The sequence below is a fragment of the Labilibaculum antarcticum genome (assembly GCF_002356295.1).
In the GTDB taxonomy this organism is placed as follows: domain Bacteria; phylum Bacteroidota; class Bacteroidia; order Bacteroidales; family Marinifilaceae; genus Labilibaculum; species Labilibaculum antarcticum.
On record NZ_AP018042.1, the window covers coordinates 414,353 to 440,390 of the forward strand.

The 26,038-nt window shown below is 35.9% G+C and carries 23 protein-coding genes; 13 read left to right on the top strand and 10 right to left on the bottom strand.

Annotation, left to right across the window (positions count from 1 at the left end):
- Positions 1-617: 617 nt before the first annotated feature.
- Entirely contained in the window at positions 618-1,727 is a 1,110-nt protein-coding gene (locus ALGA_RS01595; RefSeq protein ID WP_096427634.1) for a hypothetical protein, read from the bottom strand.
- A gap of 818 nt (positions 1,728-2,545) precedes the next feature.
- Here ALGA_RS01595 and ALGA_RS01600 point away from each other — a divergent pair.
- A complete protein-coding gene (locus tag ALGA_RS01600) occupies positions 2,546-3,694 on the top strand; it encodes a hypothetical protein (RefSeq protein WP_096427635.1) in 1,149 nt (382 codons plus the stop codon).
- 58 nt (positions 3,695-3,752) lie between these two features.
- On the opposite strand, the gene sigZ is transcribed toward ALGA_RS01600, so the two are convergent.
- From sigZ to ALGA_RS01615, 3 genes are all read right to left on the bottom strand, one after another.
- Positions 3,753-4,316: an RNA polymerase sigma factor SigZ gene (gene sigZ / locus ALGA_RS01605; RefSeq protein ID WP_096427636.1), complete on the bottom strand. Its 564-nt coding sequence runs from the start codon at positions 4,314-4,316 to the stop codon at positions 3,753-3,755.
- A 208-nt stretch (positions 4,317-4,524) separates the two neighbouring features.
- Entirely contained in the window at positions 4,525-4,782 is a 258-nt protein-coding gene (locus tag ALGA_RS01610) for a hypothetical protein (protein WP_096427637.1), read from the bottom strand.
- Positions 4,783-4,912: 130 nt separating this feature from the next.
- Complete coding sequence (locus ALGA_RS01615) at positions 4,913-5,629, bottom strand: RDD family protein (protein ID WP_096427638.1); 717 nt, start codon at positions 5,627-5,629, stop codon at positions 4,913-4,915.
- A 202-nt stretch (positions 5,630-5,831) separates the two neighbouring features.
- On the opposite strand from ALGA_RS01615, the gene ALGA_RS01620 reads away from it, so the two are divergent.
- Genes ALGA_RS01620 through ALGA_RS01650 form a run of 7 tightly spaced genes read left to right on the top strand, consistent with a single transcriptional unit; the run spans position 5,832 to position 12,605 of the window.
- The gene (locus ALGA_RS01620) at positions 5,832-6,794 is read left to right on the top strand and encodes a stage II sporulation protein M (RefSeq protein ID WP_096427639.1); all 963 of its coding nucleotides are present in this window, start codon (positions 5,832-5,834) and stop codon (positions 6,792-6,794) included.
- 25 nt (positions 6,795-6,819) lie between these two features.
- Positions 6,820-7,677, top strand: a complete 858-nt coding sequence (locus ALGA_RS01625; RefSeq protein WP_096427640.1) for a hypothetical protein — start codon at positions 6,820-6,822, stop codon at positions 7,675-7,677.
- Positions 7,670-8,416, top strand: a complete 747-nt coding sequence (locus ALGA_RS01630; RefSeq protein ID WP_096427641.1) for a DUF4129 domain-containing protein — start codon at positions 7,670-7,672, stop codon at positions 8,414-8,416. Before ALGA_RS01625 ends, ALGA_RS01630 begins: the two co-directional genes overlap by 8 nt.
- Positions 8,413-9,603, top strand: coding sequence for a DUF4350 domain-containing protein (locus ALGA_RS01635; RefSeq protein WP_096427642.1), 1,191 nt, complete (start codon positions 8,413-8,415; stop codon positions 9,601-9,603). The genes ALGA_RS01630 and ALGA_RS01635 overlap by 4 nt, the downstream gene beginning before the upstream one ends.
- 12 nt (positions 9,604-9,615) lie before the next feature.
- Positions 9,616-10,596: an AAA family ATPase gene (locus ALGA_RS01640; protein WP_096427643.1), complete on the top strand. Its 981-nt coding sequence runs from the start codon at positions 9,616-9,618 to the stop codon at positions 10,594-10,596.
- A gap of 56 nt (positions 10,597-10,652) precedes the next feature.
- Complete coding sequence (locus ALGA_RS01645; protein ID WP_096427644.1) at positions 10,653-11,984, top strand: DUF58 domain-containing protein; 1,332 nt, start codon at positions 10,653-10,655, stop codon at positions 11,982-11,984.
- Positions 11,985-12,011: 27 nt separating this feature from the next.
- Positions 12,012-12,605, top strand: a complete 594-nt coding sequence (locus tag ALGA_RS01650; RefSeq protein ID WP_197705671.1) for a peptidylprolyl isomerase — start codon at positions 12,012-12,014, stop codon at positions 12,603-12,605.
- Position 12,606: 1 nt separating this feature from the next.
- Here ALGA_RS01650 and ALGA_RS01655 read toward each other — a convergent pair whose 3' ends face one another.
- Entirely contained in the window at positions 12,607-13,296 is a 690-nt protein-coding gene (locus tag ALGA_RS01655) for an HAD family hydrolase (RefSeq protein WP_096427645.1), read from the bottom strand.
- Positions 13,297-13,497: 201 nt separating this feature from the next.
- On the opposite strand from ALGA_RS01655, the gene ALGA_RS01660 reads away from it, so the two are divergent.
- Positions 13,498-13,872 (top strand): DUF7670 domain-containing protein, encoded by a 375-nt coding sequence (locus tag ALGA_RS01660; protein ID WP_096427646.1) that lies wholly within the window; start codon positions 13,498-13,500, stop codon positions 13,870-13,872.
- A 191-nt stretch (positions 13,873-14,063) separates the two neighbouring features.
- On the opposite strand, the gene ALGA_RS01665 is transcribed toward ALGA_RS01660, so the two are convergent.
- On the bottom strand, positions 14,064-15,002 hold the full coding sequence (locus ALGA_RS01665) for a metallophosphoesterase (RefSeq protein ID WP_096427647.1): 939 nt from the start codon (positions 15,000-15,002) through the stop codon (positions 14,064-14,066).
- Positions 15,003-15,097: 95 nt separating this feature from the next.
- A complete protein-coding gene (locus ALGA_RS01670; RefSeq protein ID WP_096427648.1) occupies positions 15,098-16,570 on the bottom strand; it encodes an aminotransferase class V-fold PLP-dependent enzyme in 1,473 nt (490 codons plus the stop codon).
- Between the two features lie 329 nt (positions 16,571-16,899).
- Between ALGA_RS01670 and ALGA_RS01675 the strand changes: the two genes are divergently transcribed.
- The 3 genes from ALGA_RS01675 (at position 16,900) to ALGA_RS01685 (ending at position 21,709) form a co-directional block, all read left to right on the top strand.
- Positions 16,900-18,822, top strand: coding sequence for an AMP-dependent synthetase/ligase (locus ALGA_RS01675; protein WP_096427649.1), 1,923 nt, complete (start codon positions 16,900-16,902; stop codon positions 18,820-18,822).
- Between the two features lie 74 nt (positions 18,823-18,896).
- Complete coding sequence (locus ALGA_RS01680) at positions 18,897-20,426, top strand: alkaline phosphatase (RefSeq protein WP_096427650.1); 1,530 nt, start codon at positions 18,897-18,899, stop codon at positions 20,424-20,426.
- Between the two features lie 152 nt (positions 20,427-20,578).
- Positions 20,579-21,709: a YibE/F family protein gene (locus ALGA_RS01685; RefSeq protein ID WP_096427651.1), complete on the top strand. Its 1,131-nt coding sequence runs from the start codon at positions 20,579-20,581 to the stop codon at positions 21,707-21,709.
- Between the two features lie 31 nt (positions 21,710-21,740).
- On the opposite strand, the gene ALGA_RS01690 is transcribed toward ALGA_RS01685, so the two are convergent.
- A complete protein-coding gene (locus ALGA_RS01690) occupies positions 21,741-22,040 on the bottom strand; it encodes a two-CW domain-containing protein (RefSeq protein WP_096427652.1) in 300 nt (99 codons plus the stop codon).
- A 390-nt stretch (positions 22,041-22,430) separates the two neighbouring features.
- On the opposite strand from ALGA_RS01690, the gene ALGA_RS01695 reads away from it, so the two are divergent.
- Entirely contained in the window at positions 22,431-23,552 is a 1,122-nt protein-coding gene (locus ALGA_RS01695; protein ID WP_096427653.1) for a hypothetical protein, read from the top strand.
- A 77-nt stretch (positions 23,553-23,629) separates the two neighbouring features.
- Here ALGA_RS01695 and ALGA_RS01700 read toward each other — a convergent pair whose 3' ends face one another.
- The gene (locus tag ALGA_RS01700; protein WP_162845363.1) at positions 23,630-24,622 is read right to left on the bottom strand and encodes a metallophosphoesterase family protein; all 993 of its coding nucleotides are present in this window, start codon (positions 24,620-24,622) and stop codon (positions 23,630-23,632) included.
- A gap of 23 nt (positions 24,623-24,645) precedes the next feature.
- A complete protein-coding gene (locus ALGA_RS01705) occupies positions 24,646-25,854 on the bottom strand; it encodes an Lcl C-terminal domain-containing protein (RefSeq protein WP_197705672.1) in 1,209 nt (402 codons plus the stop codon).
- Positions 25,855-26,038 lie beyond the last annotated feature (184 nt).

Here is a 26,038-nt window from a genome sequence, read left to right on the forward strand (position 1 = left end):
GCACTTTCCTGTCCAACCGCTAGGTAGTTTAAGCAGGTTACAAACCCTGATATTCTGCAAATATTTACACAAAATATGGTATGTTTTTTATTATCCAAGTCATTTTATTCGAAGCAATAGAATAATCATGATTGTAGATTTGCAACTTTTCCCCGAACAAATAATTAAGCGATTTGTTTTATTACTGATTTTCCATATTCTTCAGGCGTTAAATAACCAAGGTATGAATGTTGCCGTTGCCTGTCGTATCATATTTCTATAAATTCAAAAATATCTATTCGGGCTTGAAAGTAGCTTTGATTTATTGTGATTTGCCATTTCAGATTTAATATCTTAAAGAAGTTTTCAGCGACTTATCCCAGCAATTACGTTTTCTGCTCATACTTTGTATCACATTACAACTTTTAATTCCTTACGGAATGATTCTGAAGCATATTGGATGCGCGATCAGAATAAAAGATCATCTAGTGACCTACAGTTTTCACAATAACGAATAACACTAACTATATTCAATTGGTATAATATGGAAGATAAACTGAGTGTACTGCTTAATAAAAGTATCAAAAAAAAATCTCAAAACCATTGGCTTTGAGATTTTTATATAACACTTAATTCTTTTAGTTACAAACAGCCACATCAAGATGAACGGCATAATATGCATATTCATCAACCGGCACAGTTAAATCTGTTCCTTTGTATGTGAAATGTCCAGCTGCAGGTCTCGTTGTTGGAAGAGTATCGTATCCTTTAATTTTCACAGCTTCATCATCATCTATTAACGACATACTATCACCAAGCTCAATTCTAATTTCACCGTTAACATATTCAACATAAGCACCGTCTACTACATATTGTCCTGCATATATTGCTTGCTGGCCACCAACAGAAGCGTCATAGTAAAACCACCAAGCACGTCCTTCTCCCTTAAAAGCACCACCCCATGCCGTTTCTAAACGACAATCAGCACACCAACTTGCAGGCAAAACAAAACCCAGATCATAAATACCCTCAGGAAGCACACCTTGTGGAAGCTCAGGAAGGCTATTAATATATTTGTAATCCTCGTCTGTCATTCCGGCTCCATTGGTTATATGCCAAACAATTTTCTGCAACATATCTTTTACATCATTGTAAAAACTACCTGCACCATCTCCATAATAAATCATATAATCTTCATAATTCACCATCTTACCTTGAAGAGTATTAACCAGTTCCATCATAACCTCAGATTGAGTTACACCCAATAATTTATATGAAGCACTATCATCTGAATCACTTTTCCCAGCATTTAAACAATATAAATACAAAGTTACAATTCTTTCCTCTCCAGGGGATAAACAAATAACCACAGGCGCTAATGATATGCCATTCTGATAACCTGGAAGATTAACTTCAAAAACGGTTCCTGCTCTCAAATAGACTGATCTCCATTCAGCAGAATTAGTATTTGTTATTGTTAAGGTCACAACAACCTCATCGCCAGAGCCTTGCGCAACTCCTTCTATAACCACTTCATCAAATGAAGCAGACTTTAAATTATCGCCAACACCAATTATTGGACTAAACACGAGGTCCTCATGAAAATCGTATTTTTCGACCTCAAGCTCCCCAACGGCATTTCCCATACCAGGAATTTCACCTGCCAATTCTGATTTTTCTTTTTCACAAGAATTAAATCCTAAGCCCAAGATGGCTATTATCAATAACAGTTTGCTTAATCTTTTCATATCTCTTTGGTTAATTGTTTTTATAATACTGATCTTAATAAAGATAAAGAAAAATTCATGAGTAAATCAGCAGTTTTAATTACTTGTATAAACAAACAATTGATCGTTTATTTTGAATCTATCATGGCAAAAGGCAACGTAAGGCAATGTATGTATGCCCTTTAGCCCTTTGTGCTTTAACATTAACCTATACGTTAGCATTTTAATATTTGATAAATATATTGTATTCTTTGATGAAATGAGCCTTATTAAAGATTTCTTGTTATATCGGAATTATGTATGCGTGCATGTGTGTATGTATGTGTACAGGGAGATAGTTTACAGTTGTACAAGTCACATGGTTGGCACTATGTGGTCTGTTAACCGAATACTCTTTTCTCTATATTTTAAAAATTTATCGTTTATGTAGCCTAAAAATACATCTCGATAAAAGACTTTACCTTTTTGCAAGAGATTTTTTAAGCTTCACATCAAATTAGAGAGAAAATCGCGTTTAAGAAATACAAAATCAGATCTTCAACAAAAATCATTCATAAATTTAATTATTACACACTAAGCACTCCTACTCTATTTTAAATATTATGCTTAGAATCAGTAGAAATTAATTCGACCAAGAAAAGTACTTATGAATTCATCTCCACAAATCATCAATTGAGAACTGCTGAAATAATGGTATGCTATTTGATTAGGAAATAATAATCATGCTAGTCGCTAGTTGTATGAGGAGAATAAATCAGAAAAAAACAGAACCTTAACAGTTGGCTAGCGTATTCTCAATTTTAAAATTAAATTTGCACCGTAACCTATATCCTACATCTATGAATAAAATGATACGCTACACAATTATTGCTCTACTATTTATTTCAGCGGCTTGCAGTACTGGAAAAAAAGCCTTGCAAAATGGAGATTACTATTCTGCAGTTATTAAATCGGTAGATCGGTTACGATCAAATCCCGATAAGGCAAAGGCACAAGTAACTTTAAAGAAAAGTTATCCATTGGCAGTGAACTGGTATCAGCAAGAGATTAGTACCCTTTTATCTTCGGGTGATCCATTTAAGTATTCGAAAACAGTTGGGCATTACCAAACCTTGAATCGTATGACTGACGAAATAAGAAGATGTCCTGGTGCTTTGCAAGTTATTCCTTATCCAAAACAATATCAGACTGAAGAGGATATGGCCAAGCAAAATGCAGCTCCGGAATGTTATGCTGCCGGAATGCTAGAGCTGGCGAAAGGCACTCGACAAAATGCAGTAACTGCCTTCTCACACTTCGAAAAAGCCAATAGTTTTGTTCCTAACTATAAAGATGTTAACGACAAATTGGCTGAAGCTGAGGATATGGCGACTTTGAAAGTAATTATCGATCATGTTCCTGTTAACTCGACTAAATATCAGCTGAGTGCTGAATTTTTTCAAGATCAGGTAACGCAATATATCTTTCACAATATCAAACGAAGATTTGTACGATTCTACACTCCTCAACAAGCTGAATTGGAGAAATTAGAATATCCTGATCAAATTATCGGGATGCGTTTTGAAGATTTTGTGGTGGGCCAAACTCACGATACAGATATCGAAAAGCAAGTAGTAAGTGCCGATAGTGTTGAAGTTGGCTCGACCAAACTAAAAAATGGCGAAACAATTAAAGTTTACAATATCGTGAAAGCAAAATTACATATTCACAAGCGCGAAGTGATTTCGAAAGGAATTCTTTCTCTACACATTATTGAATTCGACAATAAAAAAGAATTGAATAACAAACAGTTTGGTGGTCAATTTAACTGGTTTCACCAATGGGGAAATTACAATGGTGACGAAAGAGCTTTAACAAAGGAAGAATTGGAAATTTGCAATAGTGAGCCAATCCTACCTCCTGCTCACCAGAATTTATTTGTAGAATTTACAAAACCAATTTTCACTGATCTTACTTCAGAACTGCGACGGTTCTATAACAAATACTAAAATATTCAAACAAAGTTTACAAGCTAAAGGCTGTCCATTAGGATGGCCTTTCTCACTCTTAACAATTTGCATTGCTGTCCTTACAGTTATCACAACTGGGTGATTTCTTCTCATAATCGATCAATCTTCCTTTTGAATCGTGCTCGAAACTGCAACAAGTACTAAGTGCTTCTTTTAGCAAGGAACGACCACGCTGAACCCGCGATTTGGCTGCAGAATAAGAGATGTGTAATTTATCGGCCAGCTTCTTCTGACTTAAACCGTTAAGCTCTGTCATTAAAAGTGCATCCCGATAATCTTCAGGTAAAGATTTAATCATAGGAACAATGCAAGACTGAATATCCTGCAAAGCAATAGGTTCATCTTCATCTTCCAAATCGTTTAATTCATCCAGACTTCCATCAAGTGGATTTGCTTTTCGATAGTAATCGATAATGGTATTGCGGGTAATTTGGAACAACCAGGCTTTTATCTTCTTATTGTCCTGCAAACTATCAATTCTTGTGTGAATTTTAATGAATACTTCCTGTAAAATATCATCGGCCATCGAAGAATCCGATACTCTCTGTTGAATAAAAGAAAGCAACTGCTTGTGATATGTTTGCCAGATATGTTCTACCATTCTTGAGAAATTTATTTTGGTAGACGCAAAAATACAAAAAAGAAACAGTAATCTGTATCGATTCTAAATAATATAAGGATAGCTACTACCAGCTTTCAGGGTTTATAGGGCGAACCACTTAAAATCCGCCAAAATCTGAAAGCCAATAACAGCCTGAAAATTAATTAACATTATCACATTTCGTAATTAAACTTTAGTCTGATCTGCTTTAATTACATCCGCAATTTCCTCCGCAAGCACATCCGCTTCCTGCGTATTTAATGTCTTTAAATTGATCAGAAATAGATTCTTCTTTTTTATCCTCCGGCGCACACTGACAAGGGCCAAGTCCCTGACATGCACAATCCTTAAGAGGCTTTTCCTCCTGTGCATTTACTACCTGACTTACCAATATCGCATTCACCGATTGATCGTTGCAACACACTCCCGTATGATACAACTGAGATCCACAACATTCATTATTCATATGCTTCTTGTTTTTTTTGATTTCACTTCAATTTTCTAGTCTTATTTGGGTAGACGTAGTGTTTGAGAAAAAGACGCAAAAAAAAGAGGTAGAAAAATAATTTTCTGCCTCTTGCTATATTTTTAACCACTTATTTGTCGCGATGAATCAAATTGTAGTCAATTAGTAATGTTTTAAAAAACTGTAAGGGCTGCATCTCAGTCTTAATTTCGAGCTTTTCCATTACATTCTTTCGTGCACGTAATCCAAATTGCAATTTTTCAACCGGATCCTCCAAACTCTCGATCTGGGCAATCACCTTTTTGAACAGAGGAAGATCTCGTTCATTAATATTTTTTGATTCAGGAAAAACAAGCTCATAATTTTCCGGGATATCGACTAAAATAGTATTTTGAATTGATACTTTCCGTTTTGTTTTAATTACTGTTGTTTTTGCAAGAATGTCGCCTAATCGTTGTCCTTTTTCGCCGATTACAATGCAAAGAATTCCACAAATGCCATAAGTCAATGAAATATCAATCAACCTAAACATCCATCGAATCAAATAATTCGAAAAAGTTGGCGCAGATCCATCCACCATACTCACTTTAATTTTCATGATCTTTTTACCCGGTGTTTGCCCATTCATAAAAACTTCAAACAGCAAGGTGTAAAATAACAAAGGAATCATGAACAACAACCCCCAAACCTTACTTTCCCCTAGTATACCCGCGAATAGCATTATAATTATAGACATGACAAATAAGAACAAGAAATCGAGTAAACTTGCTGAAATTCTTTCGCCTACACTAGCCAATTGAAAATTAATTCGAACATTTTGAGTTGTTTCTATTCCTACATCTGCCATTGCAATCTATATTTTTTGTGCAAACGAATATACCTATCATAAGAAAGCAAAAGAAATTTTTAAATAAATATTTTCAACATTTAAAATCATTCGACTGACTTATTGCTAGTTAGTAAACAATTTTACAATTTAACCTTAATCCTTTATTTGTATTTTTGTTTAATTACAATAACTTTAGCTTTGTTTTATAGAAACCCCCTAAATGAAAGAAGTAGTTTTTCTGGATCGTAACAGCAAAAAATGGAAAGAATTTGAAAACATTCTCACTAATGAATCACATAGTGATCCGGATGCCATCGCTGATTTATACATTCAATTAACGGATGATCTATCCTACGCTCAAACCTTTTATCCTAACTCTTCAACAACTGATTACCTAAATCAACTAAGTGTAAGTGTTCATCAGGAAATCTATAAAAATCAGAAAGCTGAAAAGGGAAAATTCAAACAATTTTGGACTACCGAATTGCCTTTAATCCTTTTCCAGACACGAAAACAATTACTCTATTCTTTACTGATATTTCTTGTCTCAACAATTTTAGGTGCTGTATCTGCAAGTAACGAACAGTCTTTTGTGCGTGCTATTCTTGGTGATAACTACGTGAATATGACCATCGATAACATTAAAAAAGGAGACCCAATGGCCGTTTATAAACAGGAAGGACAGACAGCAATGTTTCTTGGAATTACCATTAACAACATTAAAGTATCATTTATGGCTTTTGTTTTTGGAATACTTACCGCTTTTGGTACGGGTTACGTTCTATTTAACAATGGGGTTATGCTGGGAGGTTTCACCTATTTCTTTGTTGAAAATGGATTGTTTTGGGAAAGCACCCGAGTCATCTGGATTCATGGAACACTTGAAATATCAGCAATTATAATATCGGGAGCAGCAGGAATTGTTTTGGGAAACAGTATGATCTTCCCAGGTACTCTGCCTCGAAAAACATCCATGCAAATAGGAGTTCGTAAAGGCATCAAAATTATTATAGGAATAATTCCAATGTTTATAGTTGCCGGCTTTTTAGAAGGCTATGTAACCCGCCTTACCGAAATGCCTATGTGGCTTAGCTGGGTCATTATTATTTGTTCCCTCCTATTCGTTATTTGGTATTTTATTATTAACCCCAAACTCGTTTATCAAAAAATAAGTAATTCCTAAAAACCCAATCTAATTTTTTAAAGAAATGACAGACAGTAAATTACAACTCGAAAAGAACCGTGATTTCGGAGAACTCTTTAACGACACATTCCTTTTTATTAAGTACAATTTCAAAAATTTACTAATGGGAATGATCTATTTTGTTATTCCTTTTGCATTATTACAAGGAATAGCACTCGGAGTGTATCAATATCAATCATTATCATCTATTACTGAGCAATCATCAAATCCATTTGCAGCAATGGAAGGAGCAATGAGTTCAATGTTAATCACCTATCTGTTTACCATGATTACCTATACATTTGCAATGGCATTTGTATTCCAATATATCAAACTATACAAAACATCGGAAAATAATGAAGTTGAACTAAAACAAGTTTGGAAATTGATGCTTGGGGTTGCTCCAAAAATTTTCCTATCAATATTTGTTATTGGACTTCTATCAGGCCTTGGCTTTGTTTTCTTAATTATTCCAGGTATTTATTTAATGATTTGTTTTAGTCTGGTTATCCCAATTATTATATTCCAAGGCGATTCGCTTGGCGAAGCTATGAGTTCTTGTTTTTCACTAATTAAAAATAACTGGTGGCTAACATTTGGTTTTCTACTAATACTAGGCGTGATAGCTACAGCATTGCAATTTGTTTTCCAATTACCTGCCGTTATTTATCAAGCAATTGCAGGTTTTCAGATGGTGCAAAATGGAGTTACATCAACGAGTCAAAGTTTAAGTATTCTATTTTCTATTTTCCAATCAATGGGAGCATGCTTAATGCAGATAATTCCATTTGTAGGAATTGGAATTCTTTACTTTAGTCTTGTAGAACAAAAACAAAATCCTGCATTATTAAAAGAGTTGGAAAACGTTGGGGCGAATGAGTAAAAAAATACTAGCAATACTATTTATCGGCTGGCTCCACTTCTTTATTGGAACCAGCCCTATTTTAGCACAGGAAACTTTCAATTCAGATAGCCTTGTGATGGATACTGGGCAAGTTCAACTATGGGAAAAATCTGTTCCTGAAGAACGAATTGAAAATTACCGCAAACAAAGCGATTTTAATTACAATTTAACTGAAGTAAAACAGGAAACTGTTTGGGGACGTTTTGTTCAATGGATTAAAAATTGGTTTACTATCATGATTAAAGGGCTTGGAGTTATCTGGTATTTAAGATACATTATTCTTGCCGCTCTGGTTCTATTGCTAATCACCCTAATTTATCGCAGTAAATTTACAGGTTTATTTCATCCCAATCAGGAAGTTACAGCCATGGAATTTAGCGATACAGCAAATCCAACAAAGGTAAATTGGGAACAAAAAATTAAAGAAGCACATCTTCAAAAAGAATACCGCTTAGCAGTACGCTATCATTATCTATCCCTTTTAAAAGGCTTAAGCCAGCATAAAATTATTGCCTGGAAATCGGAAAAAACCAATTACGATTACATCAAAGAAATAAAACATGATAAAATAAAAACAGATTTCATTGAATTAAGCGAATTGTACGAGGCCGTTTGGTATGGAGATTTCCCCATTGCTAAACATGATTATCATCAAATTGATGATGAATTTGCACGTTTGAACATTCTAGTATCACAAACCAAAGAATTCGCCTCATGAAAATAAATATCCCTAAAAATGCGTTTCCCGTAATTGGAATCTTGATTATCCTGATTCTAATGGAACTTTTTGCCCCTCAGCCAATCGACTGGACAAGAAGTTTTAATGAGGATGACAAACGCCCGTTTGGTTGTTTTCTCTTGCGTGAATTAATAGAAGAAGAATTCTTCCCTGAACAGGAATTTGAAATTAGTAGAGAGGCTATTTTCAACTATCCGATTCTTGACAGTCTCGCGCCAAACAAGAATTATATTTTTGTGACAGATGATTTTTCTCCACAGAAATGGGAAATTAAACGACTACTGAATTTGGTTAAAAATGGAAATCAGATAGTAATTGCAACATCTAATTTGGGTAAAGTTTTCTCGGACACCATACATGTGCAATTTAACAGCGATCTTGAATTTACAGATCTGGCCGTAAAAAATGCAAGGTCTCAGAATTTTGAAAACCCAAATTTAAAAGATAAAAACAACTCAAAATATTCAAAAGCATTTGATAATACATCAATTAATAAATTTCACAAGGACAGTCTGATCGTTTTGGGACGCGACAACCAAAAAAGAATTCAATTGGTAAAGATCCCCTATGGCAAAGGAAATTTTTTCATAAGCAGTCAGCCTTTAGCCTTCACAAATTACAATGTGGTTCAAAACAAAAATGCAGATTATATTGCAGGCGTATTCAGCTACTTACCTGCCAATCCTATAGTTTGGGATGAATATTACAAACCTCTTAGAGCTTTACGATCGACTAGTCCAATTGTATTTTTGCTCTCAAGTCCACCCTTAAAAATGGCGTACTATCTTCTTTTGACTTGTCTTATTCTTGTTCTTATTTTTCAAGGAAAACGCAAACAAAAAATGATTCCAATACTAAAACCGATTCCCAATACAACTCTGCAGTTCATTAGAACAATGGGTAGATTGTATTACAATCGTAAAAACCACAAAGACATTGCCCTCAAAAAAATAAAATACCTAAAAGAATTCTGTAAGAGTCGTTACCACATCGATCTAAGCATCGATACTTTAAATGAAGTAAGTAAACGATCGGGAATTTCCTTAAAAACTCTTGAAATTCTATTTAAACTAATAAACAAAATATCAAATTCCAATAACATCTCGAAAGAAGAATTGGAAGACTTAAATTCTAAAGTTGATTACATTTATAAATCCGGCAAATAATATAAACGCAGAATGGAAAATAAACCTCAATTTAAAAACCGTATCGATTTGGAAGAACTCAATCATTTGGTTGCACAAATTAAATACGAGATTAAAAAAGTAATTATTGGACAAGAGAAAAATATCGACCTATTGCTTGTTGGTTTATTTGCCCAAGGACACGTTTTAATTGAAGGTGTTCCAGGAATTGCTAAAACCCTTTCTGCAAAACTATTGGCAAAATCAATTTCTTCCGATTTTTCGAGAATTCAATTTACTCCGGATTTAATGCCTTCGGATGTTTTAGGAACCACAATTTTCAACCTAAGTACATCTAAATTTGAGTTTAACAAAGGTCCTATTTTCTCCAATATCATTTTGATAGATGAAATTAACCGTGCTCCGGCAAAAACCCAATCGGCTCTTTTTGAGGTAATGGAAGAGGCTCAAATCACTATTGATGGAACAACTCATAAAATGGAGCAACCGTTCTGGGTGATTGCAACACAAAACCCTATTGAACAAGAAGGTACGTATCGTTTACCAGAGGCCCAACTGGATCGTTTTCTGATGAAAATAGAATTCACTTACCCTGATGAACTGGAAGAACTTGAAATTCTGGCAACCAAAAATGAACGAAAAGGTAAAAACGAAATTGCGGTAATTTCAGAAGTCCTGAATTCGGAACAAATCAACCAGTTGCGTCATCAGGTACAGGAAATACATATCGAAGAAAATCTTCAAAAATACATTGTTCAAATTGTTCAAAGTACAAGAAATCACCCTGGAATTATTTTAGGTGCTTCTCCCAGAGCATCGGTTGCAGTTATGATGGCCGCAAAAGCACTTTCCGCTATTAGAGGCAGAGATTTCGTTACTCCGGATGATATTAAAGAGGTTATTATTCCGGCATTGCATCACAGATTGATATTAACTCCTGAAAAGGAAATGGAAGGTGTTCTTCCGAAGCAAATAATTGCACAGATTATAGAAGGAATTGAAATTCCACGATAGTAGCAACCAGTCAGTTCCATAAATTCATTGTTCACAACAAAAATGAACTACAATTAATGAAATTCATTAAATCGATATATCTAACACAAAATTTGTACTGGGGAATGGTTCTTTTGGCTTTAATTTCCATTCTCGGGCATTTTATCCCTCTGCTGTTTCCTGTCGCCCGACTTCTCTTACTTTTGTTTTTCGTATGCCTCGGACTGGATATTTTTATTCTATACCGAAGTAAAAAAGGCATTATCGCATCACGAAAGTGCCCGGAGAAACTATCCAATGGAGATGACAATTCCATTTCAATATTTGTAGAAAACGAAAACCCTTTGGCTACAAGGATAGATATTATCGATGAATTGCCTGCTCAGTTTCAAAAAAGAGATTTTCTTTATTCTTTTCAGCTAAAATCTGGAGAGAAAAAACAAATCGATTACGACGTAAGACCCACTGAAAGAGGCGAATATCATTTTGGACTTTTGAATGTATATGTCTCCTCTTTTTTGCGACTGATCCAAAGAAGATATAAAATAGAGGCCGAACAAATGCTTCCATGTTATCCTTCTTTTATGCAGATGCGACAATACGAATTGCTGGCTTTTTCGAATCGACTAAATGATTATGGGGTAAAACGAATCAGACGAATTGGTCACCAGATGGAATTTGACCAAATTCGGGAATATGTGAAAGGTGATGATTACAGAACCATTAACTGGAAAGCGACCGCTCGCAAATCACAAATAATGGTGAACCAGTACCAGGATGAAAAATCGCAACCTGTGTACTGCCTTATTGATACGGGACGATCGATGAAAATGCCCTTTAATGGGTTAACTCTTCTTGATTATGCCATTAATACCAGTTTGGTAATTTCGAACACTGCCGTAATTAAAAATGATAAAGCTGGTTTAATCTGTTTTGGGAAAGATATAAATGCGCATATTCCTGCTGATGGAAGAAGAACACAAATAAGAAAAATAATGGAGGTTCTGTACAATCAGAAAACCAATTATCCTGAGTCAAATTATGAATTACTGCACAGTTCAGCCCGGCGATTACTTCGAAACAGAAGCTTACTAATTCTGTTCACAAATTTTGAGAGTCTTGATTCAATGAAGCGTCAGCTACCCTATTTGCAAGGCTTGGCAAAAGATCATTTGTTAATGGTTATCTTTTTTACAAATACAGAGATTCAGGAAATAACTCAACAATCAGCCAAAACCATTGAAGAGATTTACATTAAAACCATTGGCGAAAAGTTTATTTACGATAAAAAATTAATCGTAAAAGAATTGGAAAAATATGGAATTCATGCGATATTGAGTGACCCAAAAGATCTGACTATTAACACACTCAACAAATATCTTGAATTTAAGTCCAGAGGATTGATCTAAATGGAAAAATGAATTGAGACAATGGATATGAGAAATACGCGAATCATGAAACACATTTATCTTCTTCTTGTATCTGTTCTAACACTTTCGAATTGTGCAAACGCTCAAAATCCTAAAGTTGAAATCACAACTACTTTAGGCACAATTGAACTGGAAATTTTTGAAGACAAAGCTCCTGTTACAGCAAGGTATTTTATGCAGAATGTAGATAACAATGTCTTTAAAGATGCTTGCTTCTATCGTGTAGTTCGAATGGATAACCAACCAAACAGCGATATTAAAATTGAGGTGATTCAAGGTGGTTTGTACTTCGAGGAGCTAGTAGATCAGAAACCAACAATTGCTCATGAAACAACAAAAGAGACTGGCATTTTACATACCAACGGTGTTATTTCTTTGGCTAGAAATAATCCTGGATCAGCCTCCACGGAATTCTTTATTTGTGTAGGAGAGCAACCAAATTTAGATTTTGAGGGAATGCGTAATCCCGACGGACAGGGATTTGCAGCCTTTGGTAAGGTGACAAAAGGAATGGATGTAGTCAAACTAATACAGGAGCAAAAAGACAATGGACAAATGCTGGTAGAACGAATTGACATTTTATCGATAATCCGAAAATAGATTATACAATCGAAATCAATTCCCGAATATTTTGAATCTCACTTACTCCAGCCTTTTGCAGTTCTTCCTCACTTACCATTTCGTGCTCCCAAGTTGTGTGAAATGGAACATGAACCGCTTTTCCTCCCAAATTAAGTACTGGAATAATATCCGATTTTAAGGAATTACCAACCATTAAAAACTCATTGAAATCAATATCTAAATGTTGAATTAACTTTTTGTAATCATCTTCTTTCTTATCACTCATTACCTCGATGTGATGAAAGTATCTTAACAAACCTGATTTTTCCAACTTCCTTTCCTGATCCAATAAATCACCTTTCGTAGCAACAATTAACTTGTATTTTCCCTGAAGACTTTCCAGTACCTCAACTACACCATCGAGCAATTCAATGGATTTATTCATTTGTTGCTTTCCCAACGAAATAATTGACTGAATTTTTTCCGAGCTAATATTTCCCTTTGTGATTTTCAGGCTGGTTTCAATCATCGATAAAATAAATGCCTTTGTACCATACCCATACAGAGGAATATTGCCTATTTCTGTGGCAAACAATTCTTCGCTAACCTCTTCAATGCTCATCCCATTTTTCAACAGATTACAAAACTCCATTTCAGATTCTCTAAAATAGGGTTCATTCACCCAAAGGGTATCGTCCGCATCAAAAGCTATTACTTTTATTCCTTCCATGTTCACTTTTTTTATTAGCACAAAACTGCAAAAAGACATCAAGAATACAAAAACTGAATTGCGAAAACACACAAAATAGTTACAAAAACAAAACCTGACGAATATTCCAAATGCGACAACCGACTCATTACCAATTAAATTTGACTTTACTTATACAAATCCGTAAATTTAAAATACACATCCTGCTAAAGACATTAACCTATGGAAAAACGTATGTTATTTCAAGACAGTCCATCTCAATTTTATCTGCTTGTGGCCCGAATTATCGGATTCCTGATTACCACTGTTTTCATTCTATTTATGGTACCTAAATTTATTGTCTTACTAAGTAACGAACCAACCAACAGCGAAGGATGGGTATTACTCTTTTATCTTCTTTCACTTGCCTATGGAATTGGCTTTTTGTTAACCTTTTGGAAAGTCGGTTTGGGAGGTTTACTACTCGTAATCAGCAGTGTCTTAATTACACTTTACTCATTTATTGATTCTAAAAGTTGGGCCGTTTTTCTTTTCTTTATCCCTCTTTACTTCCCGGGTATTTTATTCCTGATATATTGGAAAAAAGACCAATCCTAACAATCTCGATAAGTCATTAACCTTCTCACTATAGGCTATGTACAACATGCTCTTCTGGGAAGAAATCAAAGTAACTGGTTGTTACGTATTCGTAATCAAACAATGAATTAATCAATTAAACACGAACAAATCTCAACAAAACAGATACTCACCGGGCTTCTCAACGATGAATAAAGTTTACTAAATAAAGACTATTTTAATGATGATTTCTTAACCTTCTTTACCGAAATTATATTCTTTTGGTTAAGAGGAAGATTATTATCCCATCGATAGGCAACAAAAACACCATCATTGGCAATGCAACCATCCACACAGCACAAATTGCTGCGAACAACACCTGCCTTATCCCCCAAGCAATAGTGTCCGAAAAATACCGGCTTCTCATTTTCAGGGTAAAGTGGAATATCAAAATAAAGTTGAGATGGAATGCTGTATTCAGGCAGGTGAAATCTATTTCCAAACGAAATATCTTCAAAACTTTTCCCATTCATTGGCTCCCACCACTTAATTCGATAGGCCGAACGCTTAAAACCATAACCATCTTTCAGCACTAAATTATCAGGAAAAGCAAACTCTCTCCCCTTTAGCAGCAACATAGCCGCATTAAAAACCTCACCTTTTTCATAATATATTTTTGTCAGAAACTTCTTGCTCAAACAATTTTCCGGATTTTCTTTTTTAAGAAGTTCAATCGCTTTCTGATCCCAACAAGCATGAACGACACGAAATCCTTCCAGCTCGAGGAATATAGGTAAAGACCGCATCCATTTCAGATAGGATTTTCGTTTCACCTTGTCTAACCGGAACTCTTCGTAGGTCTTTTTAATTTGAGTTTTGTTCTTCAAATTATGTGCTCTTAAAAACAGGCCATCACTATCTTTGGTATAAAATGCAAGTACATTTAGTTCATGATTTCCCACTATAGCATAGGCATTCCCTGCAGTAACCATTTCCCGGACAATTCTTAGTGTTTCAAAAATTCCCGGTCCACGATCAACGTAATCACCAACAAAAACAGCTTTTCTTTCAGGATGAAAATATCCTTCTTTGCCTTCCTCATAGTCCAGACTTAGCAACATATGTTTCAATGTATTTGCCTCACCATGAATATCTCCTATAATATCGTACACGCTAATTTTATTATTTATTCAATCAAAAATATAAAAAAATCCCGAGAACGAATTCTCAGGATCAAAATCATATTAGTAACAAGAAGAATTATCTGCTAGAATTTAAATAAATCATTAACAACAATCTTTTTCTTGGCCTTCTTTTCTCCACTGTAGAAAAACTCATTTGTTTTACGATTATAGGAATAATCCTTTTTCCAGTCTTCAAAATTTTCAACAATCTGCTCTAAACCATTAATAAACAACAAAACCTCTTTGTTTGTTGTTGTAGGATGCAAAGACCAACGCACCCATCCTGGTTTGTGTGTTAAATCGCCTGATGTAATTTCATCGGTAATGGCTTGCGATTGCATCTCACTAACCTCTAACAGATAATGTCCGTAAGTTCCTGCGCAAGCACAACCCCCTCTCACCTGAATCCCGAATCGGTCATTCAATAATTTCACCAATAAATTATAATGAATGTATTCTACATAGAATGATAAAATACCCAAACGGGTTTGAATATTATCAGCCAACACATGAACATCTTTCACTGCTTTTAAACGTTCAAATGCCAAATCAAGAAGTTCGGCCTCTCTTTTAGCGATATTTTCAGTTCCCATTTGATTTTTCACTTCAATTGCCAATGCAATTCGAATTGATTGCAAAAATCCTGGAGTCCCACCGTCTTCGCGAAGTTCAATACTATCAACATATTTGTATTTCCCCCATGGATTTGTCCAGTCAACTGTTCCTCCACCCGGATTATCAGGTACTTCGTTCTTGTATAGTTTCGAATCGAAAATCATCACACCAGAAGAACCGGGTCCCCCCAAAAATTTATGGGGTGAAAAGAAAATACCATCCAATTTTTCCAATTCATCTGCCGGATGCATGTCGATATCAACATAAGGAGCTGATGCTGCAAAATCGATAAAGCAAACTCCACCAAATTCGTGCATTAATTTTGCCATTTGATGGTATGGAGTTACAATACCTGTTACATTCGAACAAGAAGTAAACGATCCAATCTTCATTTTGCGTTCCTTGTATTTCTCCAACTGAATTCTCAATTCATTCAGATCAATGGTCAGATCTTTTCCCGGAGGAATCACCACTACATCCACATTGGTTTCGTACCAAGAAGTTTGATTGGAGTGATGCTCCATGTGCGTAATGAACACAACTGGTTTTTCCCTTTCTTTTTGACAAATCTGTCTCCCAATAATTCCACAACCTTTCAGGCCAAGAATACGCTGCAACTTGTTAATTACAGCAGTCATTCCGAATCCTGCATGAATAATCACATCATCTGGTCCTGCGTTAACGTGCTCTTTAATTAAGACTTGCGCCCGGTGATAGGACTGAGTCATCAGAGTACCCGTTTCATTGGTTTCGGTATGCGTATTTGCAACATAAGGACCAAACTCCTCCGCTATTTTCTTTTCAATAGGTGCATATAAACGACCGCTTGCAATCCAATCACCATATACGATTTTCTGCTTTCCGAATGGAGAATAGAAACTGGCATCGTGACCAATCGTATTTTTACGAAATTTCTTAAAATAATTTTCCAGATTACTCATTTAGTGTTAGGCTTAAGTATGTTATTGTTGTTTGTGTCGCACAATTATTAATTATCCTTTCCTTAAAGACAATCAAAAACCCATTCTGGGTGAAAAATCGTTAGAAAAAAAAACACTTATTTATTCCTCTCCTCTGAATCCAGCGGGAAATTAGATATTCTGCAAGTGAAAATCAAGGAGTTTCCTCAGGTTTTTAACCATTTACATATTAAAGTACTCCTGAAGAAATACATTTACTGTTTTTTAATACATACAGCTTGTTTGGGACAGGCTAATCAGCTATTTTTGGGATTCGTAAAAAGAAGTGCATCCTTACAATTTAGAAGTAAATGAAAACGATTATACAACTCTTTGAGAACAGTGTTGATCAATTTGGCAAAAACCCATTTTTATGGGAAAAAACCAATTCAAGCTATCAATCTGTCAGTTATGAATCATTGTACGAAGAGGTACAGCAATTTGCTGCAGGCTTGTTTTCGTTAGGGATAAAAAAAACAGATCGAATTGGTCTCCTTTCGGAAGGCCGAAATGCCTGGGTTCTTTCAGAACTTGGGATTTTATTTGCTGGCGCAGTCAATGTTCCTTTATCCGTAAAGTTAGATGCTCAAAACGAACTCAAATTTCGATTGAATCATTCGGAAGCCTGTATTGTTGTTGTTTCAAAAAATCATCTCGAAAAAATCAGATCAATTAAGGATCATTTAGAAAGTATTGAAACCATAATTGTTCTTGATGAAAACATTGAGCTTCAAGAAAAAGAAATTTCACTATCTCAACTAATAAAACTGGGTAAAGAGCTATCTGAAAATGACCGTTCTGAACTAAATGAAATACAAAAAAACATTGAGGCAGATGATGATGCAAATATCTCCTACACCTCAGGAACTACTGCCGATCCGAAAGGAATTATTCTTACGCATAATAACTATGCAAGCAATGTTTATCAAGCTTCGAGCTTAATGGAAATTCCCGCCAGCTTTAAAACCTTGCTGATACTTCCTTGGGATCATTCATTTGCTCACACAGCAGGAATTTACAGTTTCATGCTAAAAGGTGCTTCTATTGCGGCTGTTCAACAAGGAAAATCTTCAATGGAGGCCTTGAAGAATATCCCAAATAACATCAAAGAAATTAAACCTGATATTATATTGAGTGTTCCGGCTCTGGCTAAAAACTTTAAAAAGAACATTGAAAAAGGCATAAAGGCCAAAGGTCCTAAGGTCGAGAAGCTTTTTAACAAAGCCCTCGAAGTGGCCTACAAGTACAATGGTTCTGGTTGGGACAAGGGGAAAGGTTCTCGTATGTTCCTTAAGCCATTGTACATGTTCTACGATAAAATATTATTCTCGAAGGTGAGAGAGAATTTTGGTGGTAACTTAAAATTCTTTGTTGGCGGAGGAGCTCTCCTAGACATTGAGTTGCAACGCTTCTTTTATGCAATTGGGATTCCTATGTATCAAGGATATGGATTATCGGAAGCCTCACCAATCATCTCTTCCAATGCACATCACAAGCATAAATTAGGATCTTCAGGATTAATTGTTCAGGATATGGATTTAAAAATCTGCGACGACAATGGAAACTCTCTTGCTGTGGGAGAAAAAGGCGAAATTGTAATAAAAGGTGGCAATGTGATGAAAGGCTACTGGAAAAATGAGAAAGCTTCGGCTGAGACTCTTCGCGATGGCTGGTTGCATACCGGTGATATGGGATATGTGGATCAGGATGGATTTCTTTACGTTTTGGGTCGGTTCAAATCTCTTTTAATTGCCAGCGATGGTGAAAAATTTAGTCCTGAAGGAATTGAAGAAGCATTTGTAGATCAATCCCCCTTACTGGATCAATGCATTCTACATAACAATCAGGATGCTTATACAATTGCACTTATTGTCCCCAACAAAGGAGCTATTATGTCTCAATTAAAACCTCATAATCTTACTTTAGAATCGGAGGAAGGGCAAATGATGGCTTTGAAGCTCATACAAAATGAATTAAATCAGTATCGTCCGAGAGGAAAACACGAAGACATGTTCCCTCACAGATGGTTGCCAACAGCAATTGGAATTTTACCTGAAGCTTTTACCGAAGAGAATAAGCTGTTGAACTCAACCATGAAAGTGGTTCGCGACAGGGTGAATAGCTATTTTAAAGAATATGTCGATTTTCTATATACACCAGAGGGAAAAAACATTTTTAATTCAAAGAATAAAGAGAGCCTGAAAAATGGTTTAAAACAGCAGTCATTCAATTAATATTAAATTAACTATTTGAATTCAATTCAGATAGTAATTAATTAGTAAATTTGGGGGAATTTAAACAATATCGAATGTTAAACACTAAGATAAGACTAAGACAAATACTTACAATTGCAATCCTGCTGATTTCTTGTAACAGCTTTGCTCAGACTAGTGAAAGAGAAGCATACAGTGGCAAAGCGCCTAAATACATATTCTATTTTATTGGCGATGGTATGGGCTTATCACAATCAAACGCAGCCGAAGCTTATTTGGGAGCTTTGGAAGATAGCAACGGAATTAAAAAATTACAGTTAAGCACTCTTCCTAATCAAGGATTTTATACGACCTACGCACTGAACCGTTTTATTACAGGATCGGCGGCTGCAGGTACCGCACTTGCAACGGGACATAAAACTACAGTCAACACCATTTCTATGGATGCTGAACGATTAATTCCCTTTAAAACCATTGCCGAAATGGCGAAAGACAAAGGCTATAAAGTAGGAATCGTATCCTCAGTATCCATCGATCATGCTACACCTGCTACTTTCTATGCCCATCAGCCTACCCGTAACATGTATTACAATATTAGTCTGGACTTAAGCAAAAGTGGATTCAACTATTTTGCCGGCGGCGGATTCAAGCATCCCGAAGGAGATGGAACAACAGAAGAGAAAAATTCCCTGTCGAATTTTGGAATGGGAGCAACTGCAGATATTGAAGAGTTAGAGCCTAACTCAATGCGAGTTGCTGAATCGAGAGGATATACTTTTGTGAATACCATTCAGGATTTTAAGAAACTAAAAAAGGGAGATGATAAAATTATTGCGATTGCCCCTAAACTAGCTGCTGGTTCTTCCCTTCCCTATTCAATAGATCAGGAAAATGAATCGGATATTTCATTGGCAGATTTCACCGAAAAAGGCATCAAACTTTTGGATAATTCCAAGGGATTTTTCATGATGGTTGAAGGTGGAAAAATAGATTGGGCCAGTCATGCCAACGATGCTGCAACGGTAATAAAAGAAGTATTACAATTCGATAAGGCTGTAACAAAAGCGATCGAATTTTATAATAAACATCCGAAAGAAACATTAATTCTTGTTTGCGGTGATCACGAAACAGGAGGTTTGGCATTGGGATTTGCCGGAAGCCATTACAATTCATCTTTTAGCTTGCTTCAATACCAAAATACATCCTACGAGGCATTTTCGAATAAAATAGCTTTGTATAAAAAAGAACATGCCGATAACTACAGTATTGCAGATGGTTTAGAAATTGTAAAAGAGAATTTTGGCTTGGGCGATGCCTCGAAAGGCTTAGAATTAACTCCTTTTGAAAACCAGCAACTAAAAGATGCCTTTGTAAAAAGCATGACCTATGTTGATACGATGACAAAAAACGATCAGTTCTATTTACTGTACGGAAGTTACGATCCTTTTACAGTAACCGCCTGTCATATTCTATCGCACAAAGCAGGTATCGGCTGGACATCTTATTCGCACACTGCAACACCAATTCCAATTCGATCGATTGGGGTAGGATCAAAACTATTCACAGGTTTTTTCGACAATACCGACATACCTAAAAACTTGATGAAACTAATTGAAACCAAATAAGAGTTGAAACATATATGAAACGCTCTGCAGCAATGCGGGGCGTTTTTTGTCACTTCATCTTTTCCTTCTCTTAAAGAAGCAGAGAAGGCAACTCCACTTCCATTTTTACTCATTAGCTTTTCAACCGTTTATCTTTTAAGACCTTTACATCCATGTTCAAATTCAAGCTTCCTAAAAAATCAGATCTTGTATTAGTAAGCTTACTTTTGGTTTTAAGTGCAGTTATCCTATACCTTCCAACCGGTTTTTCTGAAACAAATTATCAGAATTCAGAACGTGTAAAAGCTTTGGTGTTAGAAACAGACAATTCTCTGGTTGTAGAAACCGGAATTATAAAAACCGGCTCGCAAACGGTTCAAATTAGAATTTTAAACGGGAAATTTAAAGGAAAAGAATTGACTGCCTATAATCAGTTGATTGGAAGAATGGAATTCGATAAATATTTCTTTGCAGGCGATAAAACACTTACCGTTATTAATTTAAGCAAGAATAAAACGGAAATCATTAGTGCCAATGTAATCGATCATTACCGAATTAACATAGAAGCCTTTCTGCTTGGTTTATTCGTTCTTTTCCTGATTTTATTTGCAGGATGGACAGGTGTAAAAGCAATGCTCTCGTTTCTGTTTACAGGCATTACAATTTGGAAATTACTATTGCCTGGTTTACTAAAAGGATTTGCGCCTATCCCCCTTTCATTAGGTATTGTTGCTTTGATTACCTCTTTTATCATCTTTTTGGTAGCCGGAACAAATAAAAAAGGGCTGGTTGCCTTTTTTGGTGCCATGAGTGGTATCGCAATTACCTGTATAATGGCCCTTCTATTTGGCAAACTATTCAATATTCACGGTGCCATTAAGCCATTCTCCGAGACCTTATTGTATTCAGGCTATTCTTATTTAAATCTTACCGAAATTTTCCTTGCCGGGATTTTCATTTCCTCATCGGGAGCAGTGATGGATATTTCGATGGATATTGCCGCCTCGCAAGCTGAAGTGTACCAACAAAACAACAGCATCACCACCAAACAATTGCGAAAGTCTGGTTTTGAAGTAGGAAAAGCCGTTGTGGGAACCATGACAACGACACTTCTTTTGGCCTATTCTGGTGGGTTCTCAGCTTTGCTAATGGTGTTTATTGCCCAAGGAACTCCGATGGTAAACATTTTAAACCTGAATTACGTTTCAGGCGAAATCCTGCACACTTTAGTAGGTAGTTTTGGATTGGTGCTGGTGGCTCCTTTTACTGCAATTATTGGTGCTTGGTTGTTTACACGAAAATAAGTGAAGAAATAATTCTTCACTTATAATTCTTTTATTTTCTCCTTTGTATTTTTCTGGGTGATAAAACAAAATCTCGCCCCTCTTCTTTATTTACTTGTTTCAAAAATTTACAATTAACACAATTTGCTAATTTTTGAGCGTAACTTCCTGCGGCATCACCTTCACAATAAGTGCCTGCAACTACCCAGCAAAAACGGCCTCCACCAGTTCCCATATTAACACCATCAAAAGCGCTTGGTTGAGCAGCGGGGCAAACCCCCAAATTAGAAGCTTTTGCACCATTTAATTCCCTTCCACATTTCATAACTTCCCAACAATTTTCTTTAGCCATAGCAGACAAGTGATTTTAACATGCTTATTTATTACGCAAAGTTTACCTATTTGTTTTCATCCTGTGCTGTATCCGATTGCATGTTTAACTAATTAGAATCGTTCTACAAATCCATAAAACGACTATTTAATTATTAAAACTCAAATATCAAGCAACTTAAAGCAAAATTAGCTTTCGAATGCAACACGATTCAATTCGTAATAGTATTGGATTTACACCTTCCTCAATTTATGGGCCAAAAACTTATTAGCTTTACCCATTCTAAATACGACTTTACAGAACAATCTCTGGACTGCATTTAGTCATAAATCCTTACTTTTGGCCTTCAGCTAATTTATTAGAGAAAGGAGTATCGGCAATTGATGCTGAATTCGCTTAAACATTTCATTTATGAGTATCCAAATTGTAGAAGTTCAAAATCAAAATCAGCGTAAAGCTTTCGTAAACCTCCCCTTTCGGTTATATAAGAATAATGAATTTTGGGTTCCTCCTTTAAAATCAGGAGAACTGGAACTATTAATGCCCGAAAAAAATCCTGCTTTTGATTTTTGCAAGGCTAAATTCTGGCTGGCTTATGAAAACGGGAAAGCCGTTGGAAGAATTGGTGCCATTGTAAACGATTTAAGTATTCAGAAACAAGGCGAAAAAATTGGCCGAATTACCCGCATGGAATTTATTGACAGCTATGAAGTTTCCGAAAAGCTTTTTTCGGTAGCCGAAGAGTGGTTGAAAAGTGAAGGAATGATTGGTGTGAATGGACCGCTTGGATTTTCGAATTTAGATCATGCCGGTTTGTTGATTGAAGGACATGAATGGCTTCCATCTATGGCTTCCGATTATCATTTTGCCTACTACGAAAATCATTTCAAGATATTGGCTTATGAAAAGGAGATTGACTGGCTGGAATTTCGAATTTCTCTTCCGAAAGAAACACCAAAAAAAGCAGGCAGAGTTGCCGAGCTCATCAAAAAAAGATATGGCTTGCAGACTGTTAACTTCGTTACAAAAAAGGAGCTGGAACCTTACAAGGAAAAAATTTTTAAAGTATTCAACGATGCTTTTTCCGATTTGTTTGGCACCTTTAAGCTACCAGAAAAACTAATTCGATTTTACATCTCTAAATACTTTCCGATCCTAAATCCAAGATATGTGAAAATTATTTTAGACAAGGAAGACAAATTGGTCGGATTCATTATTGCTTTGCCTTCCCTATCAAAAGCATTGCAAAAAGCCAAGGGCAAACTTTTTCCTTTCGGATGGTGGCATTTAAGAAAGGCACTCAAATATCCTGTCGAAATGGATTTGATGCTTACCGGTATTGATCACGATTGCCAAAAATTGGGATTTGTTTCCATCCTTATGAATGAACTCCTAAAAACCGCTAATGGCGATGGGCTCAAGTTTGCAGAAACAACGGGAATGCTGGAAAACAATCATGTTGCTATTCAAATATGGAAATCATTCGATCATATTCAGCACAAACGAAAACGCTGTTACCGTAAAATGTTTTAAGCAGATTTATTTTTGCGAAAAAAAGCGAAGCTGTAGGCTTCGCTTTTTGTATTTTCAATATCGATTTGAATCTGTTATCAGGGTTTCTGCTCGTAAGTAATCACATACGATGTAGCTAAATATTCTACACTTGCACCTTCAACAGTTCGTTCTTTCCATGTTATGCTCACATTAAGGTCTGACTCAGTTTCACCACTAATTTCAACAAGAGCATATCCGTGCTCTTCTCTATGATACTTTGCATTAACTGTATAAGGCGAATTTTCTCCGTTGTAATTGTATTTAGGCATCAACCAAGCTCCGCCACCACCAACCAAACATTGATAAATATCGTTTTCCGTATTGCCATCCCCATCATCAATTTGGGTAGCATCAAAAAAATGATCGTGCCCGCAAAAGTAGGTTTTAACACAAGCTTCGGTCAGGCTGTTCCAAAATGTATTTCGTTCTGTAGAATAATCATCGAGACAATCGGAATGAAAAACTTTGAAAGCAGCCTCGTGCCCAAAAACAAATACATGTGCTTGTTCATTGGAGGCAAGTTCCTCGTCCAACCAGCTTTGGTTTACTTTATGAATATTTACATATTCATCGAGCCCAATAAACATCGCATTTTTATGCTGAAATGAATAAGTAAGATTTGTTTCCCCCGTAGGTCCGTTTTGTGGCAAGGCTTTATCTCCGGTAAAAATACTATTCCATACCATTATATTATCGTCTGCATCATCTTCATGATTTCCCCGAACGGGATAAATTCCAACCCCTTTATCATACAAAGGTTGAAATATTGTTTGCCACATTTCAAATTCCGTTTCCAACTCTTCGGCTGTAGTTTTTTTCCCACCTTCTACAAGATCTCCACAAAGCAAAATTAAATCAATGTTGTCTTCAAGCAGATAAGGAATCATTTCAGCAATTGTGTCTGAATTATAGCCGACATGCGTATCACCTACCACTGCAAACCTCCATGATATAGGCTCGTCAGTAATTTCTATACCATCTGATTCTTTGCCGCATGCAATTATTGAATGTAAGATAAGTGCAAGCAGAAAATATTTTATAGCATTCATAAATGGGCTGTTTCTGATTATCATTATTGGTTGGTTATATCGCGAACGCATCTCACATAATTATACACGTAACGAACATCTCCTTGAGGTCCCCAAAATTCAGGATAATCATTTGCATTTCCACTTTTAGGATCACTTCGTTGGCAACCAGCTCCATGAACATCCATCAGTGTTCCGTTCATTTCCCCCTGCCCTTCGCCAAAAGCAATATAAGCGGCACTTGCATATGGATTTGCACCATCTAAATGGGAAGTACTTGTCCAAAAGTAAGGATATTGACCAGGATTCCCATCAGGATCATTAATCTCAGTTGTTTCGAAAATAGGATCTATTGCAGGAGAATTTGTTGTTTGTGGCGATCTTGAATAATCAACAATACTCTGTAACTCCTTAGCATTAGGCAAGCGCCAATCAGAATAGGTGGCAAGTTCAAGATTCTCGGCATAAACTAAAGATTCCTCCCAATCTCTTCCAGTTCCGTCATCCGCTTTTTGCCACATTAAACCCGTAGCCAAATCACTCACGGTAGCATCTCCATTGTCAACAAAATTATTTTTCCCATACTCAACATTCCCCCGAACCATACGAAAATACATGGTATTAGCAGCACCTGTTCCCGGTTTGTACTTTGGATATCCTTTAATGCGACCATCAATAAAATTAACACCAAATACAGTTTCGTCGCTATTCATGGTTCGCCCTACATATTCGGTAGATGACCAGGTTTGAGCATCAATTTCACGCTCACCAATACTTACATCACCCAAGGATTGATTAAAATAATCTGTATCGATAAAAAGTTCAATTGCTTGTTCTCCTTTCACACTCCCGGTAAACAGGATTAAAGAATATAATTCTTTTAATGTTGGAACTCTCCAATCGCTATGTCCGCCCAAACCAGATGATTCGGCTTTCGAAAAAGCATCTCCAAAACTGAGCTTAGTGCCCATATCCTGTTCCCACATCAAACCAGTAACATTATCGGTAATTGTTTCATCACCATTATTGGTATAAGATGGCTCATTGGATTGATATGTGGCATCCTGACCGTAGAAAGCATCGTTTGCCTGTGGCTCAGAAATGATTGCGTCATCGCTATAAAAATCTTTTACACCCGTATCAACAATACTGTAAGTATTTTCCGGAAGTTCAGCAATTTCTTCAACTACATTATCGTTCGATCCGCATGAAGCAAACATGCTCATCAAAAGAAAAAGGGTCATTATTCTCATTATTCTTAGTTTAAATATATAGTGATAAGACCCTAAAATATGTCATTGGTTTAATACGTCGTCAAGTTAATTTTGTTTGAAGCATAAATTTAGTCCTCCTACTTAATTCACAAACTCGCTATTTCACCAATCAATTTAGCTGAACTATGAAATTTCCCATAAAAATAGCGAAGCCTAGGAAGAC

Bases quoted from the DNA above. Each gene is read 5' to 3' on its own strand.
- ALGA_RS01670 (WP_096427648.1), bottom strand. From the start codon at position 16,570: ATGAGTAATCTGGAAAATTATTTTAAGAAATTTCGTAAAAATACGATT.
- ALGA_RS01685 (WP_096427651.1), top strand. From the start codon at position 20,579: ATGTTCAAATTCAAGCTTCCTAAAAAATCAGATCTTGTATTAGTAAGC.
- ALGA_RS01600 (WP_096427635.1), top strand. From the start codon at position 2,546: ATGAATAAAATGATACGCTACACAATTATTGCTCTACTATTTATTTCA.
- ALGA_RS01680 (WP_096427650.1), top strand. From the start codon at position 18,897: ATGTTAAACACTAAGATAAGACTAAGACAAATACTTACAATTGCAATC.
- ALGA_RS01650 (WP_197705671.1), top strand. From the start codon at position 12,012: ATGAGAAATACGCGAATCATGAAACACATTTATCTTCTTCTTGTATCT.
- ALGA_RS01615 (WP_096427638.1), bottom strand. From the start codon at position 5,629: ATGGCAGATGTAGGAATAGAAACAACTCAAAATGTTCGAATTAATTTT.
- ALGA_RS01635 (WP_096427642.1), top strand. From the start codon at position 8,413: ATGAAAATAAATATCCCTAAAAATGCGTTTCCCGTAATTGGAATCTTG.
- ALGA_RS01700 (WP_162845363.1), bottom strand. From the start codon at position 24,622: ATGAATGCTATAAAATATTTTCTGCTTGCACTTATCTTACATTCAATA.
- ALGA_RS01695 (WP_096427653.1), top strand. From the start codon at position 22,431: ATGAGTATCCAAATTGTAGAAGTTCAAAATCAAAATCAGCGTAAAGCT.
- sigZ (WP_096427636.1), bottom strand. From the start codon at position 4,316: ATGGTAGAACATATCTGGCAAACATATCACAAGCAGTTGCTTTCTTTT.
- ALGA_RS01595 (WP_096427634.1), bottom strand. From the start codon at position 1,727: ATGAAAAGATTAAGCAAACTGTTATTGATAATAGCCATCTTGGGCTTA.
- ALGA_RS01655 (WP_096427645.1), bottom strand. From the start codon at position 13,296: ATGGAAGGAATAAAAGTAATAGCTTTTGATGCGGACGATACCCTTTGG.
- ALGA_RS01620 (WP_096427639.1), top strand. From the start codon at position 5,832: ATGAAAGAAGTAGTTTTTCTGGATCGTAACAGCAAAAAATGGAAAGAA.
- ALGA_RS01675 (WP_096427649.1), top strand. From the start codon at position 16,900: ATGAAAACGATTATACAACTCTTTGAGAACAGTGTTGATCAATTTGGC.
- ALGA_RS01705 (WP_197705672.1), bottom strand. From the start codon at position 25,854: ATGAGAATAATGACCCTTTTTCTTTTGATGAGCATGTTTGCTTCATGC.
- ALGA_RS01690 (WP_096427652.1), bottom strand. From the start codon at position 22,040: ATGGCTAAAGAAAATTGTTGGGAAGTTATGAAATGTGGAAGGGAATTA.
- ALGA_RS01625 (WP_096427640.1), top strand. From the start codon at position 6,820: ATGACAGACAGTAAATTACAACTCGAAAAGAACCGTGATTTCGGAGAA.
- ALGA_RS01660 (WP_096427646.1), top strand. From the start codon at position 13,498: ATGGAAAAACGTATGTTATTTCAAGACAGTCCATCTCAATTTTATCTG.
- ALGA_RS01640 (WP_096427643.1), top strand. From the start codon at position 9,616: ATGGAAAATAAACCTCAATTTAAAAACCGTATCGATTTGGAAGAACTC.
- ALGA_RS01645 (WP_096427644.1), top strand. From the start codon at position 10,653: ATGAAATTCATTAAATCGATATATCTAACACAAAATTTGTACTGGGGA.
- ALGA_RS01630 (WP_096427641.1), top strand. From the start codon at position 7,670: ATGAGTAAAAAAATACTAGCAATACTATTTATCGGCTGGCTCCACTTC.
- ALGA_RS01610 (WP_096427637.1), bottom strand. From the start codon at position 4,782: ATGAATAATGAATGTTGTGGATCTCAGTTGTATCATACGGGAGTGTGT.